This window comes from Roseiterribacter gracilis, from assembly GCA_018332375.1.
GTDB classification, from domain to species: Bacteria; Pseudomonadota; Alphaproteobacteria; order BOG-932; family Roseiterribacteraceae; genus Roseiterribacter; species Roseiterribacter gracilis.
Genome location: BOPV01000001.1, coordinates 1,879,834 through 1,893,326 on the forward strand (window position 1 = coordinate 1,879,834; position 13,493 = coordinate 1,893,326).

Annotated in this window: 11 protein-coding genes; 2 read left to right on the forward strand and 9 right to left on the reverse strand. The window is 64.7% G+C overall.

Annotated elements, in window-relative coordinates; all coding sequences use genetic code 11:
* Positions 1 to 19: 19 nt before the first annotated feature.
* Together TMPK1_RS09325 and TMPK1_RS09330 are read right to left on the reverse strand one after the other, a co-directional pair.
* Positions 20 to 634 carry a DsbA family protein gene (locus TMPK1_RS09325; RefSeq protein WP_420242707.1) on the reverse strand — a complete coding sequence of 205 codons (615 nt, stop codon included), beginning with the start codon at positions 632 to 634 and terminating at the stop codon, positions 20 to 22.
* A 117-nt stretch (positions 635 to 751) separates the two neighbouring features.
* Positions 752 to 1,213: a DUF721 domain-containing protein gene (locus tag TMPK1_RS09330; protein WP_420242708.1), complete on the reverse strand. Its 462-nt coding sequence runs from the start codon at positions 1,211 to 1,213 to the stop codon at positions 752 to 754.
* A gap of 33 nt (positions 1,214 to 1,246) precedes the next feature.
* On the opposite strand from TMPK1_RS09330, the gene mutY reads away from it, so the two are divergent.
* Positions 1,247 to 2,398 (forward strand): A/G-specific adenine glycosylase, encoded by a 1,152-nt coding sequence (mutY, locus tag TMPK1_RS09335; protein ID WP_420242709.1) that lies wholly within the window; start codon positions 1,247 to 1,249, stop codon positions 2,396 to 2,398.
* Positions 2,399 to 2,428: 30 nt separating this feature from the next.
* On the opposite strand, the gene TMPK1_RS09340 is transcribed toward mutY, so the two are convergent.
* The 7 genes from TMPK1_RS09340 to TMPK1_RS09370 are packed head-to-tail and all read right to left on the reverse strand — an operon-like array spanning position 2,429 to position 10,616.
* Positions 2,429 to 2,827: a dihydroneopterin aldolase gene (locus TMPK1_RS09340; RefSeq protein WP_420242710.1), complete on the reverse strand. Its 399-nt coding sequence runs from the start codon at positions 2,825 to 2,827 to the stop codon at positions 2,429 to 2,431.
* Positions 2,828 to 2,860: 33 nt separating this feature from the next.
* On the reverse strand, positions 2,861 to 3,970 hold the full coding sequence (locus tag TMPK1_RS09345; RefSeq protein WP_420242711.1) for a site-specific DNA-methyltransferase: 1,110 nt from the start codon (positions 3,968 to 3,970) through the stop codon (positions 2,861 to 2,863).
* A 14-nt stretch (positions 3,971 to 3,984) separates the two neighbouring features.
* Positions 3,985 to 4,635: a ribonuclease HII gene (gene rnhB, locus TMPK1_RS09350; protein ID WP_420242712.1), complete on the reverse strand. Its 651-nt coding sequence runs from the start codon at positions 4,633 to 4,635 to the stop codon at positions 3,985 to 3,987.
* A gap of 8 nt (positions 4,636 to 4,643) precedes the next feature.
* Positions 4,644 to 5,885 (reverse strand): cytosine permease, encoded by a 1,242-nt coding sequence (locus TMPK1_RS09355; RefSeq protein ID WP_420242713.1) that lies wholly within the window; start codon positions 5,883 to 5,885, stop codon positions 4,644 to 4,646.
* Positions 5,882 to 6,985: an S-methyl thiohydantoin desulfurase family protein gene (locus TMPK1_RS09360; RefSeq protein WP_420242714.1), complete on the reverse strand. Its 1,104-nt coding sequence runs from the start codon at positions 6,983 to 6,985 to the stop codon at positions 5,882 to 5,884. The genes TMPK1_RS09355 and TMPK1_RS09360 overlap by 4 nt, the downstream gene beginning before the upstream one ends.
* Entirely contained in the window at positions 6,982 to 8,568 is a 1,587-nt protein-coding gene (locus TMPK1_RS09365; protein WP_420242715.1) for a hydantoinase/oxoprolinase N-terminal domain-containing protein, read from the reverse strand. The genes TMPK1_RS09360 and TMPK1_RS09365 overlap by 4 nt, the downstream gene beginning before the upstream one ends.
* An 8-nt stretch (positions 8,569 to 8,576) precedes the next feature.
* Positions 8,577 to 10,616, reverse strand: coding sequence for a TonB-dependent receptor (locus TMPK1_RS09370; RefSeq protein ID WP_420242716.1), 2,040 nt, complete (start codon positions 10,614 to 10,616; stop codon positions 8,577 to 8,579).
* A gap of 206 nt (positions 10,617 to 10,822) precedes the next feature.
* Between TMPK1_RS09370 and TMPK1_RS09375 the strand changes: the two genes are divergently transcribed.
* On the forward strand, positions 10,823 to 13,471 hold the full coding sequence (locus tag TMPK1_RS09375) for a winged helix-turn-helix domain-containing protein (protein ID WP_420242717.1): 2,649 nt from the start codon (positions 10,823 to 10,825) through the stop codon (positions 13,469 to 13,471).
* The last annotated feature ends 22 nt before the right edge of the window (positions 13,472 to 13,493 follow it).

Consider the following 13,493-nt stretch of genomic DNA (forward strand, 5'->3'; position numbering starts at 1 on the left):
TGCGGGTACTCTTGTCTGCTTATTTCTTGGCGGCGCTACCGAGCGCCTTGTCGATCGCGGCTTTCACCTTGTCCCACTCAGCGCCGTCATGTCGGCCGGCGCCGTCGTTGATGATGAAAGTCGGCGTCGACTCGATTTTGAATTTCTGCTCGCCCTGCAGGCGCGAATTGAGGATCGAATCCCCGAGCTGCTGGTCGGCCAGGCACGCGTCGAGCGCGGCGTCGGACAGGCCGGCCAGTTTGACCTGCTGTTTCATCGCGGCGAGCGGGTCTTTCGAGAAGGCCCAAACCTCCTGGGTGCGGAACAGATGTTCCTTCAGCGCCCAGAACTGGGCCGGGGCCACGCAACGCAGCGCAACCGACGCCTTCACCGCGTACTGATCCAGCGGATAGTCGCGGAAGATCAGACGGACCTTCCCCTTGTCGATGTAATCGGCCTTGAGCTGCGGCAGGCCTTCCCGTTCGAAGGTGGCGCAGTGGCTGCAAGTCAGCGAGGCATACTCGATCACCGTCACCGGAGCCTTGGCGTCGCCCAATGAGCGCTCGGCCAGCTGTTCCGGTGTGGCGGCCACAGCAGCGGCCGACAGGCCGAGCGAAAGCGCGGCCAACAAGATATAGCGGGTAAAGACCATCATACTCCCCAGGATGTAGGACGATAGGCGGGTGGCCGCCCAAGAGTCGAGTCAACGTTTGGCGGTTTCGCGGCAGCCCAAGGATTCCCGTGAGGATTCCTGGGGGCTTACCCCTCGGAGTCACTTCTTGGTCGCTGCCATCCGGCGTCCGAGAGATTCCAGCGCGGCCTTGAGCACCGGGTCTTCGACATGCGCGACGGTCGCGGCGACTTCCTTGGTCTCCTCCAAGGTCAGGGGCCGCAGATCGTGGCTCTGAACCGGCGGCATCGCGGGCATCGCCTGGACCAGCTTGATCCGGGACACGGCGGCCCAGCCGAAAAATCCATTCACCCGCTCGATCAGCTGCGGCAGCTGGTGCTGCAGCTCGATCGCCCGAGCGCCGACGGTTTCGACCGTCAGCGTCGCGTCGCCCTGCTGGCCGCGCGGGAACGAGAGTTTGGCGGGACGCGTCCACCCGGTCAGGTCGGGGCCGACGATCGTGTCCCATTGCGAAAGCAGCTGGCCAAAGCCCAGCCCCTTCCGTCCCAGCGCCTGGCCGGCGACGGTCGCGACGGTCCGCGACAGACGGCGCGGGCCGCTCATGGGAGGGGCGTGCTAGGGGTCACGGACCAGATGATGCCTGACGAAGCCCCTTCCGGCGAGGTGACGAGACCGCGCGCGCAGACCTTGCTCGCCCCCCGTCTGCTCGCTTGGTACGACCGCCACGCCCGCCGCCTGCCCTGGCGCGCGCCGCCCGGCACTGCGGCGCAGGATCCGTATCTCGTCTGGCTCAGCGAAATCATGCTGCAGCAAACCCGCGTCGAAGCGGTGCAGCCCTATTTCCTGCGCTTCAAAGAACGCTGGCCGACCGTCGAAGCGCTCGCTGCAGCCGACATTGATCACGTGCTGACCGAATGGGCCGGGCTTGGCTATTACGCGCGGGCGCGCTCGCTCTATGCCTGCGCCAACGAAGTCGCCGAACGACATGGCGGCAAGTTTCCGCGCACGCAGGACGCGCTGCTCGAATTGCCCGGCATCGGTCCCTACACCTCGGCAGCGATTGCAGCGATTGCGTTCGACGTTCCTGCAACCGTCGTCGACGGCAATGTCGAACGCGTCGTCGCGCGCATCTTCGCGGTCGAAACGCCGTTGCCGCGATCGAAGCCCGAGCTGCGCGACAAAGCGGCGACGTTGACCCCGCAAAAGCGCGCCGGTGATTTCGCGCAAGCGATGATGGATCTCGGCGCAACCATCTGCACGCCGACCAAACCCAAATGTTCGCTCTGTCCGTGGAACGATGCGTGCGTTGCGAAGGCGCGGGGCATCCAGGACGAGCTGCCGCGGCGCGACGCGAAAAAAGCCAATCCGACACGGCGCGGCATCGCCTATTGGCTGGTCGATCCTGACGGCGCGGTGCTGCTGCGCAAGCGGGCTGAGAAAGGCCTGCTGGGTTCGATGATCGAAGTTCCGTCGAGCGATTGGATCGTCGGCGCAACGCCGGACGTGCCCGACGGTGCGCCCGCTGCCGCCGAATGGCAGCGCCTGCCCGGCATCGTGCGCCACCAATTCACGCATTTCGATTTGGAGCTGACCGTGCTGGCCGCGACGGTCAAAGCGCGCAACACCGACGGGCTTTGGACCTTGCCCGACAATTTCGGCGACGTGGCACTACCGACCGTGATGCGCAAAGTCGTGGCGCACGCGATGAAGCACACCGCCTACACGCCCAACGACGCGGCGCAAATGTTCGAAGTGGCGGAGAAACCGAAACGCCGCAAAAAGATTTAGCGTTTCGTCATCCCCGCGTTGCGGGAATGACTATTGGGCGCGGCGGATAATCTCGATGCCGACGCTGCCAGCGTCGTGGAAAATGTCGAGCTTTTCGACCCGCACCGACACTTCGCGCACGCGGCGATCTTCGAGCACCAACGTCGCAATCCGTTCGGCCAAGGTTTCGATCAGATTGACGTGGCGTTCGGCGACCAGCGCGCGCACGCCGACCACGATGTCTTCGTAAGAGACGACGTTTTCCAGCTTGTCGCCGGCCGCACCGGGCCGGTCGATCACGTCCATGCCGAGATTGATGCGGATGCGCTGGCGCGCTTCGCGTTCGAACGCATGCACGCCGACAAAGGCGTCGAGCACGAGATCGCGCACAAACATTTTGTGGGTTGGTCCGCTGAGCGCGGGCGAAAGCGGAACGGCGATCTCGGCCATGGAGCCCTCACATAGGAGGCCCGAGCCGCTAAACTAGGTCAGCTCGGCCCGCAAGTGTTGGCGCAGCAGGTCGATCTGCGCTGCACGCCCATCTCGGTCGAAATGCCAGTAAAGCCAGCCATTGCAGGCCGGTGCCTGTTGTACCGCCGCGCCCACTTTGTGGATTGAGCCGCGATGTTCGCCCCACAAGGTCGTGGCCTGCAGCGTGCCATCGGCCTGGATTTCGGCGGTGACGCGGCGCTGCGCGTCGAACAGAACCGTGCCCGGCGACAGCAAGCCGCGCTCGACCACCCAGCCAAACGGAATGCGCGGCTCGTCGCGCTTGTTGGGCGACTTGGTCAGGCGCTCTTCGAACGGCACCACCGCTTCGATGCGGCGGCGTGCCACGGCGGCATAGGTTTCGTCGCGTTCGATGCCGATGAATTTGCGGCCCAGCCGCTTTGCCACCGCACCGGTGGTGCCGGTGCCGAAGAACGGATCCAGCACCATGTCGCCTTGCTTGGTCGTTGCTTGCAGCACGCGCGCCAGCAACGCTTCGGGCTTTTGCGTCGGATGCGCCTTCTTGCCGTTCAGCTTTAGACGCTCTTCACCGCCGCACAACGGGAACAACCAGTCGCTCCGCATCTGAATGTCGTCGTTCGACGCTTTCAGCATGTCGTAGTTGAAACAGTATTTGGCGGTTTCGCTCTTCGACGCCCAGATCAGCGTCTCGTGCGCGTTGGTGAAGCGGCGGCCGCGGAAATTCGGCATCGGATTCGACTTGCGCCAGATGACGTCGTTCAGAATCCAGAAGCCAAGATCCTGCAGCGCGACGCCGAGGCGAAAGACATTGTGATACGACCCGATCAACCAGATCGCGCCGTCGTCTTTCAGAACGCGGCGGCATTCGGTCAGCCAGCCGCGCGTGAATTGATCGTAGGTGGCGAAGTCGCTGAACTTGTCCCAGTCATTGTCGACACCGTCGACGCGGCTGTCGTCGGGACGGAACAGATCGCCTTTGAGCTGCAGATTGTAAGGCGGGTCGGCGAAGATCAGATCGACCGATTTGTCGGCGACCTCCTGCAGCCGCGCGATGCAATCGCCGACCAGGATTGTCTCGTCGCCCGAATTTCCGCCCTTACTCATCGATTCGTTATGAATCATGGGCGAGTCAGCGGTCAAGCAGCGGCGGAGTCAGCGTCCCCGATTTCGACCAGAACCTGCCAATCGCGGCAGGGTGCGAAGCTCATTCGGTGGTGCGGCGTCGGTCCCAGCGCCTTCAGCGCCTTGCGATGCGCGGGCGTGGCATAGCCCACATTCGAGCTCCAGCCGTACCCTGGATGTTCTTCATGGAGCTGTTTCATCGTCCGGTCGCGCACGACTTTGGCGACGATCGACGCGGCTGCGATCGAGAGGTGGGTGGCGTCGCCGCCGATCACCGTCTTCACCGGATGCGAGATGGGAGGCGCCATGTTGCCGTCGACCAGCACCATATGCGGCACCGTCTTGAGCAGCGCCACCGCGCGCGCCATGGCCAGCAACGACGCGCGCAGAATGTTGTGCGTGTCGATCTCGGCGACGCTGCATTCGGCCACGCCGACGTCGGCATAGTCGTAGATCGCGGTGTAGAGCGCTTCGCGTTCGTCGAGTTCGAGGTTCTTGCTGTCGTCGATGCGGCCGGCGATGCGGCGCGGCAAACCGGTCTTGGGCAGGATCACTGCGGCCGCGACGACCGGTCCCGCCAACGGCCCGCGCCCGGCCTCGTCGCAGCCCGCGACCACGCCGTCAAAGGCGCGTTCGAAGCGGAAATGCGGGCGAGTCGGCGACATAGGCCGACCTATACCGTTCGGCGCACCAGCAGAAAAGTCAGCACAGCAGCAATCAACGTCGAGTCGACGGCCGGGACCGGCGTCAGCGCAAAGCCTGCGAAAGCAAACCCGGCACCTGCGAACCAGGCGGCGAAGGCTGCGATGTGAAATTGCGCGATGGGTGCGTCGCGTCGCGCAAAATACGACACGACATAGACGCCGCCGATCGGCGGGATCGCGATCGAGAGGATCAGCAAATACGGAACCAGCAGATCGCTGATGCCCAACACGCCCAACGCGGCGCCGATCACGCCGACCACCAGCGTCGCGCGCCAACGTTTCTCGTGCGGCAGGATGGTCGTGAGCACCAGCGAACTGGCGTAGAGATTGTACGTGTTCATCGTCCAGGCGGCGAGCAACACGATGAGCAGCGCCGGCACACCAAGGCCAAGCCCGATCATGATCGTGATCATGTCGGACTCGCCGGTCGCAAGCGCGGGGATCGCCGCCAACAGCAGCACCAACGGAAAGCCAACCGCGAAGGTGAGAAACGCCGCGATTGTGCCGGCGCGTGCGCTGCGTGCGAAGCGGCAAATGTCAGGCTGCAACACCGCGCCGGCCGCCAGGCCGCCGACCACCATCGAAATTCCTGCTGCCAATGAAAAGTCCGGCTGCGCCAGCGCCGCGCGCGCCGTCTCCATGCCATAGCGGCTGATCGCAGCGACCAAGGTCCAGACCAGCAGCAAGATCTTGAACGGCGTCAGCAGCAGCGACAGACGATCGATGGCGCGGAATCCGACCACCGACGTCACGATCATCAACACGCAGCCAAGCGCCGACCAACCGAGCATGCCGATCGGCTGCGCGCCTGCGAGCGCCTGCAACGTCTCGAAGGCCGAGCGGCCGAACATCGTCATGATGACGCCGAACCAGCCGAGCAGCGACAGCGCCAGCAGCGCATTGACCAGCTTGCCACCGGTCGCGCCGAAGGCTTGGTTGATCAGCATGTAGGTCGACAGCTTCGCACGCGCGCCGACGAAGGCGGCCGGCACCGCGATCGCGGCGAGTACTGCACCGCCGGCAAAACAGCCCAGCACTGCGCCCGCCAAACCCAGCCCTTTGCCGAGCTGCGCACCCAGCACAAAGGCCGGCAGCGCGATTGGAATGGCGAGCAGGATCAGCAGCAACCGCAACAGCCCGATCGTTGCTGATTGCGGAACGCGATCGCGCGCGAAATCGTCCGGCGCGATCGTTTCCACCTGCGCGCTCACGCGAAGTTGGCCTGCAGCTTTTCGACCGGCGTGAATGGTTCGGGCAGGCCGAACATCTGCGGACCGAATACGTCGAGCGCAGCTTGCGAGCGCATCACCGGTGCGGCGCTCGCACCCATCACTTTGACACGCTGGCCATAGCGCAGCCCTTCGGTCGTGATCGGTTCGGCGGTCTCGCGATCGAGGATCGCAATCAGGTCGGGCACGATGGCGCGCACGACGCCGTCCTGCTTGGCGACCAGATGTTCGTTCTGGAAACTGACTTCCATCGTGCCGGTGAAGGGCGCGATTGCTTCGATCCGCACTTCGCCACGCGCGAAGCCGCCGGTGGTTTCGCGCTTGAGATCCGCAACTTTCCCATCGAACAGCACGTAGCTCGATTTGTAATAGTCGGTCGCGCGCAACGCGGTCAGCAACGCTTCGAACGGATCTTCATGCGCCTCGCGCGCCAGACGAATGGCGCGGCCGATTGCAATCGCAGCGGTCAAGGTGCCGCGCACGCCGCATTCGGCCAGATGTTTTCCCAACATCGCGAAACAGCACATCTGGCAGGTCGCGCCCATCGCAACCACGGTGGCGCGCGCCAGCTTCTCGCCCATCAGATCGTTCTTCGACCAGATCACGACGCAATTGCCGTGCTCGTCGGTGATGCTGATCGGCGACGCGGGCTGGCCGTGCACGTGGAAGGTCGTCATCTGCAATTCGGGAAAGGCCCGCCCCATCCCGTCGGCATCGACCACCGGCAGACCGGTCTTGGCCGCCAGCACCAGCGGCAGCAGCGCATTGAGACCGCCAATCTCGGCCGGCATCACTGCAAAGGCTTTCTGTCCGAACGCTTCTTCGATCTCGATGAGGGACTGCAGCGCTTCGGCGCCGTTGGGCAGCTTCTCGATCAACACAGTCGGCGCGCCCATCATCGCTGACGGCACCACCAGCGCGTCGGGCGGGACTTCGTCGACGCCGATGATCTTGATGCTCTCGACGTCACGCATCGCCTGTTTGAGCAACATGCTGCCGATATAGGGATCGCCGCCGCCGCCAGTGCCAAGAAAAGCCGCGCCGCGCGCGAGGTCTTCGATCAGGTCGCGCGTGAACATCATGCTGCGTGCTCTGCTTTACGTTTACCGCCCTTGGGATTCTGGGGGGCGAGATCGCCGACTGCTTTGATGCGAACGCGCACCGCTTCGCCCGGCACATAGGCGAGCGGCAGTTCTTCGACATCGACGATTGCGATCGTGCTTGCGATCGCGCCCGCATCGACCGCGCGCTTGCGCGCAAGGTCGGATGCCTCGGCAAGCACGTCTTCGCGCTTGCGCCCGCGATAGCTCATCACCTGGTCGACTTCGCCACCGACCTGCGCCAGCGCAGCACCCATCGCGTTGGCGACGCCGGCATTCTCGGGGATCACGATCTCGGACGCCGAGCGCAGCTTGCGGCTCACCAGCACGGTGCCGCCGCCGACCAGCACCACCGGCACCGGCGCCGACGAGGTTTTCATTCGGTCGATCGCTACGTCGAGCATCTCGTGAATCCGGTCGATCGCGCGCGCCACCATTGCCTTGTCGAGATGTTTGACGAGGCTCTTGTCGCCGATGTCGACCTGCCCCGCCGCAACTGCAATGTCGGTGGTGGTCAAGGTCGATCCGCCGAACACCAGCGCGTCTTGCTGCAGCATATGCCCGACCGAACGCGGACCGATTGCGTCGTCGGTGACCAGACTGCCGCCGCCCAGGCCAAGCGACAGAATATCGGGCATGCGGAAATTGGTGCGCACGCCGCCGATATCGGCCGCGACTGCGGATTCGCGCGGATAGCCGTTGCTGATCACGCCGACGTCCGACGTGGTGCCGCCGATATCGACCACGATCGAATTCGCCAGCCCCGACAACAAGGCTGCGCCGCGCATCGAATTGGTCGGGCCCGACGCAAAGGTCAGAACCGGGAATTGCGCGACCCGGTCGGCATCCAAAATCGTGCCGTCATTCTGCGAGATATAAAACGGCACCGTGATGCCCAGCTTGTCGAGCGCAGCGCGGAAGCTGGCGACGACGTGGCGCGACATCTCGGCCAGGCTCGCATTCATCACCGCGGCGTTTTCCCGCTCCAGCAGACCGATGCGGCCGATTGCGTGGCTGAGCGTGATCTGCAGATCGGGATTCTCGTCGCGCAGAATCTCGGCGGCGCGTTCTTCGAAGCTCTGGTTGACCGGCGAGAAGACGCTGCTGATTGCCGCTGCGCGCAAACCGCGATCGCGGATTTCTTTCGCCACCGTGCGCAGCGCGCGTTCGTCGAGCGGCGCGTAGGGCCGGCCGTCGAAATCATGCCCGCCGCCGACGACTTGACGATAGTCGCCGATGCATTTGGTCAAACGCTCGGGCCAGCCGCAAAGCGGCGGCAGCGCCAAGGTCGACGGTGCGCCCAGCCGCACCACCGCAACTTCGCCCAACCCCTTCCCTTGCACGAAGGCGTTGGTGAAATGCGTGGTTCCGATCACCACTGTGTCGATCGCCTCGGTACCGACCTTGGCACGGCCCAGCAATTGCTGCAGCGCCTGCACGATGCCGGAGCTGACATCCGTCGTGGTGGGCGCCTTGACGCCCGCGATCACTTGCCTGCCGTCGGTCAGCACCGCATCGGTGTTGGTGCCGCCGACGTCGACGCCGATCTTCATAGATGTGCTCATGCTCGTGCTTAGAAGTGCCAGCTCAGTTCGACACCGGTGCTGATGGGCTGATTGTCGATGCGACCATTCAGGCCGGGCGCAAAGGCACCGGGGCTGAACACAGTCGGCGCATGCGTGTTGGTGAGGTTCTTGCCCCACAACGCCACCGACCAACCGCCGCGCTGCACAGCAAAGCGCGCGTTGAGATAGGCCGTCGGTCCGAACCCGTAGATGTTGGTCGGGTCGTAATGGATCGGTCCGTTGCGCTGATAGTCGAGGCGCGCAAGCCCTTCGAACTTCTCGAACAAGGTCGTGCGATACTCGACCGAGACGTTGCCGCTATAGCCGTAGACATTGGGCGCGCGGTTGCCGCGGAACAGCGCCGTGCCGTTGAAGTCGTCGATGTTGGTGTCGTTGACGCCAATCCCGAGCCCGAAGGTCAGGCCCTGCATCGGCCGCCAGCTCGCTTCCAACTCGCCGCCGTCGATCGTCACCGACTTGATCGAGACGATGTTGCGCGCGATCGGTGCCGTGCTGACGAAGTAGAATTGCTCGTTTTCATAGTCGGTGTGGAAGGCCGACAGATTGACCGTCACCTTGCGGTCGAGGAACTGCGTCTTCAGCCCGGCTTCGTAGTTGGTGCTGGTTTCTTTGGGATAGGTGCGCGGAATGCCGAGCGCCAGCGAGTCGCCGTAGCCGTTGAAGCCGCCGCTGCGGAAACCGCGACCGATCGTGACATAGGCATTGATGTCGGGTGCGAACTGATAGGCCAGCGTGCCTTGCGGCTGCAGCGCGTTGAAGCTGGTCGAGATCGCCGAACCGCGCACTTGCCGGTCATTGTCGTAGCGATCGTCGACATCGTAACGCAGCGCGCCCGTGAATTTGAATCCGCTGCCGAGATCGATGTTGGTCTGGCCATAGACCGCGTAGGCAGTCGAGTGCGAATCCTGGTTGCCGCCCGCGAGCTTCACGCCGGCGAGCGGTCCGCCCGCCTGACCGAACACGTCGAGGAAGTTCATCACCTTGCGGTGCTGGAAGAAGGCACCGATCTGCCACTGCACGCGCTGATCGGTGGGCGAGCTATAGCGCAGATCCTGGTTCACCGCGCGCACGGTGATGTTGTTGCGCTGGACCGCCACCGGTGCGGTCGACCAGTCGGCGTCGCCAAGCACGTCCGACAGCGAATGCGCGTATTGCGAGATCGAGGTGAAGGTACCGAAATTCGTGACGTGGTCGATCTTGACCGAATAGGCCTGCAGCTCGCGCGTGTCGGTGGTGTTGAGGTTGCGCGACGGGCGGATCGAGAAGTCCGAAATCTTGCCGTCCGGCACTTGTGCCAGGAACGAACCGCCATCGACGCCACCGACGACGCCGGCACGGAATTCGACGCGCGTCGCATCGCTCACCGCAACGTCGATCTCGGCATGGAAGGAGCGCTGGCGCGACCAATCGGCGTCGCGCTTCAAGCCGGAGTCGTAAATCAGGCCGCCCGTGTAGCGCGCCGCCAGAGTCAGCTTGGCCCAGACGCGATCTGCGATGATCGGCCCCGACACTGTGTCGACGAAGCGCGCGGTTTCACCGCGCCCATAGCTCAGGAGCAGATCGTTGCTGAAATTGTTGGTCGGTCGCGTCGTGTTGATCAGCATTGCGCCGGCGATGGCGCCACGCCCGTACAAAGCGCCTTGCGGCCCGCGCAGCACTTCGACGCTGGCAATGTCGAGCAGGTCCTGGTTGACGAATTCGAGTGACGGCGTCTGCACGCCGTCGACCAGGATCGCGACCGGCGCCTCGCCGCCTTGCGCGGTCGAGATGCCGCGCAGCGACACGTAGGGAATGCCGGCGCGGTAGTAATTCTCGAAACTGAAGTTGGGCACCAGCCGCGACAGCTCGGTCAGGTTGGTGACCGACGCATTTTCCAGGGTCGATGCGGTGATCACCGCGACCGAGGCGGGCACATCTTGCAGCCGCTCTTCCCGGCGGCGCGCTGTGACCAGCACTTCTTCGCTCGACGACGGCGCGCTCTGCGCGGCTGCGTCTTCGGCGACCATGGCGCAAACGAGCAACGCCAAGATGCTGGACCCGGCGCGTAGCGATGGAAGACTCGGCATGTGCCGCATGATGAACCCCTCGAAGCCGTTCTTTTCCCTGTTGCAGCGACGATGCGGTCGGCACGCGGCCGCATGCCATCGCGCCGAGGGGTGGCTGGGGGTGGCAGGGCGGTAGGTCGCGGCGGCAGGGTCTTGCGCGCAACGCGCGCGCGTGAGGACCTATGCAAGTGAACCGACCGCACCGGCAAGGCAGCGAGATCGAGGCGCATGGGGGAAGCAGTTTCCGCACGCGTCGCGTGCATCGGACGCGCCTGCTCGATCGGTTGAACGCGGCCGGCCCGGCGCATCTGACCTTGCTGCGCGCACCCGCCGGCTATGGAAAATCAGATCTGCTCGCAAATTGGGCGCGCGCGTTGCGTGCCCGCGACACCGACGTCGCCTGGCTCGAAGTCGATGAAAGCCTGGGCGAGCCGTTGCGGTTTCTCGGTGCGCTCTTGGCCAGTGCGCTGCGCGCGCGGTCGGACAGTACCGGCACGCGGCCGCTAATTCCCGAAGCGTCGCTGCGCGATGCAATCGCCTGGATCGCCGACGACCTTGCCACGGCCAAACGGCCGCTTCTGTTCATCATCGACGATTACGACCGCGCCCGCAGCGAAGCGCTCGACGCGGTGCTGCGCGATCTGCTGCGCCAGACAGGCCCTCGCGTCCGCTTCTGCATCGCCTGCCAGGCCGAAACCCATCTCTCGCACGACGTGCTGGAGCTGACGGCGCGCGACATGCGCTTCACCGACGCCGAGATCGCGGCGCTTTTCGATGAGACGCTGACGGTCGAAGAGCTGAGCCGCATTTCGGTCTGGACCGAAGGCTGGCCGGTCGCGGTGCAACTGGTGCGGCAGGTTCTGTCGATGCCGCATGCGCGCGAGCAGCCGCTGGGCGAGCTGCTGGCCGCCAGCGCCAAAGGCGACCATGCGCGCCATCTCACCGAACAAGTGCTGCGCAACCTGCCCGACGCGCAACGCGAGCTGCTGATCGCAACCGCCTTCCTCGACGTGCTGCAGGTCGATCTGGTGGCGGCCGTCACCGGCAACGAGGAATGCTGGCGCGATCTTGCAGCGCTGGAAGCGTCGACGACGTTGCTGACGCCCGTCGATGACGACCCGGCGCAGGGCTATCGCTGCCACCGGCTGATCCGCGACGTGATGTTTCGGCAGTTGCGCCGGCGCGGCCGGCGCGAATTGTCGAACTTGCAGCGCGCGGCAGCGACCTGGTTCCGCCAAGAAGGCGATCTGCGCCAGGCGATGCGCTTTGCGGCGGACGCGGGCGACAGCGATCTTGCCGCCCAGCTCGCGCTCGATGCGGGCGGAATTTTCTATGGCGTGCAACATGGCGCGCCGGCGCTGCGCGCGCTGATCGAGAATTTGCCGGCTGCCAGTTTCGCCGCGGAGCCGCGTCTGCGCCTGGCGCAAGTGTTTCTGCTGATCAAAGACGGCCGCTTCGACGCGGCCGGCGACATCACGCGCGCGGTGCAAGAACAGGTGCAGCGCGACCCTGCACCCGGGCCACTGTTGCTGCGCGACCTTGCGATGGCGGCACTGACCTTCTCGGTCTATGTCGGCGTGCGTATCGACAGCCAGCATATGACGCGCCTGACCGCGTCAGCCGAAGATCGCGCCTCGCCCGATTATTGGCTGAACGGCGTCGTGCACAACATGCTCTGCGTCGCGCATTACCGGGTCAGCGACTTTCAGCAGGCCGTGTCTGCGGTTGAAGCGGCCGATTACTATTACACGCTGGTCGCGTCCTCGAACGGGCTCGGCCATATGCGGTTGCATGCCGGGCTGGTCGCGATGGAGCAAGGCGACATCAACGCCGCCATCGCCAGCTACGAACGGGCGCGCGCGATTTTCGCCAGCGCGATTTATGGCGACGAAGCCGGCTGCGTGATGGCCGATCTGTTTCTGGCCGAAGCGTTCTACGTGCAAGGACGCATCGACGAGTCGCGCGCGTTGTGTGCGCCGGCGCTGCGTTTCGCGCAGGGCGCCGAATGTCATTACGAACTTCTCGTTGCGGGCTACCGCACCTTGAGCGCGCTGGCGGTGATCGACGCCGGCACGCATGAAGCGATCCGTGCGCTGGGCGACGGTTTTGCCTATGCCGGGCGGCGACGCTTCGTCGAGCTGGAACATTTCCTGTCGCTGCGCCGCGCCGAATTGGAACTGGCTGCGGGCGATCACGCGGGATCTAGCTTCCGCGCGGTCATCCTGCCTGACCGGCGCGACGATCGCGCGGGCTGGCTCGAATCCGATCTGGCGCAACTGCTCGAAGCACGGCTGCTGCTTGCCGACGGCGACGTAGCCGAGGCGGTGCTGTTGCTCGAACGGCAATATGACCAGGCCCAGCGCGGCGGCCGCGTGCGCAGTTCGATTCCGCTGCTGATCCAGCTCGCGCTTGCGCTAGACGCGCAAGGCGCGCGCGACCAGGCGCTGATCAAACTGCATCTCGCCGTACGTGCAGCGCAGAAAGGCAGCATCGTCGCGCCGTTCCTCGAACAAGGCCGCGCACTGCTGGCGCTGCTGATGCAGTTGGCGCGGCCTGGCCGTCCCGGCATGGATGGCGAGCGCGGTTTTCTCGACATCATCATCCGCCGCCTGCACGAAGCCGACCCGGCCGGCGCGCCTTTGCTCAGCGAACGCGAACAGGAAATCGTGCAGCTGCTTGCGGCCGGCATGAACAACAAGCTGATGGCGCGCGATCTTGGAATTTCGCCCGAGACGGTGCGCTTCCATCTCAAAAGCATCTACGAGAAGTTCGGCGTCAGCGACCGGCGCATCGTCGTCGAACTGGCGCAGCAACGGGGCTTGGTCGGAAGGCGCTAAACCGCCCGGACCAGTTGCGCCT

Coding starts and splice junctions, on each gene's coding strand:
- TMPK1_RS09325 (WP_420242707.1), bottom strand. CDS start 634: ATGATGGTCTTTACCCGCTATATCTTGTTGGCCGCGCTTTCGCTCGGC.
- TMPK1_RS09330 (WP_420242708.1), bottom strand. CDS start 1,213: ATGAGCGGCCCGCGCCGTCTGTCGCGGACCGTCGCGACCGTCGCCGGC.
- mutY (WP_420242709.1), top strand. CDS start 1,247: ATGCCTGACGAAGCCCCTTCCGGCGAGGTGACGAGACCGCGCGCGCAG.
- TMPK1_RS09340 (WP_420242710.1), bottom strand. CDS start 2,827: ATGGCCGAGATCGCCGTTCCGCTTTCGCCCGCGCTCAGCGGACCAACC.
- TMPK1_RS09345 (WP_420242711.1), bottom strand. CDS start 3,970: ATGATTCATAACGAATCGATGAGTAAGGGCGGAAATTCGGGCGACGAG.
- rnhB (WP_420242712.1), bottom strand. CDS start 4,635: ATGTCGCCGACTCGCCCGCATTTCCGCTTCGAACGCGCCTTTGACGGC.
- TMPK1_RS09360 (WP_420242714.1), bottom strand. CDS start 6,985: ATGATGTTCACGCGCGACCTGATCGAAGACCTCGCGCGCGGCGCGGCT.
- TMPK1_RS09365 (WP_420242715.1), bottom strand. CDS start 8,568: ATGAGCACATCTATGAAGATCGGCGTCGACGTCGGCGGCACCAACACC.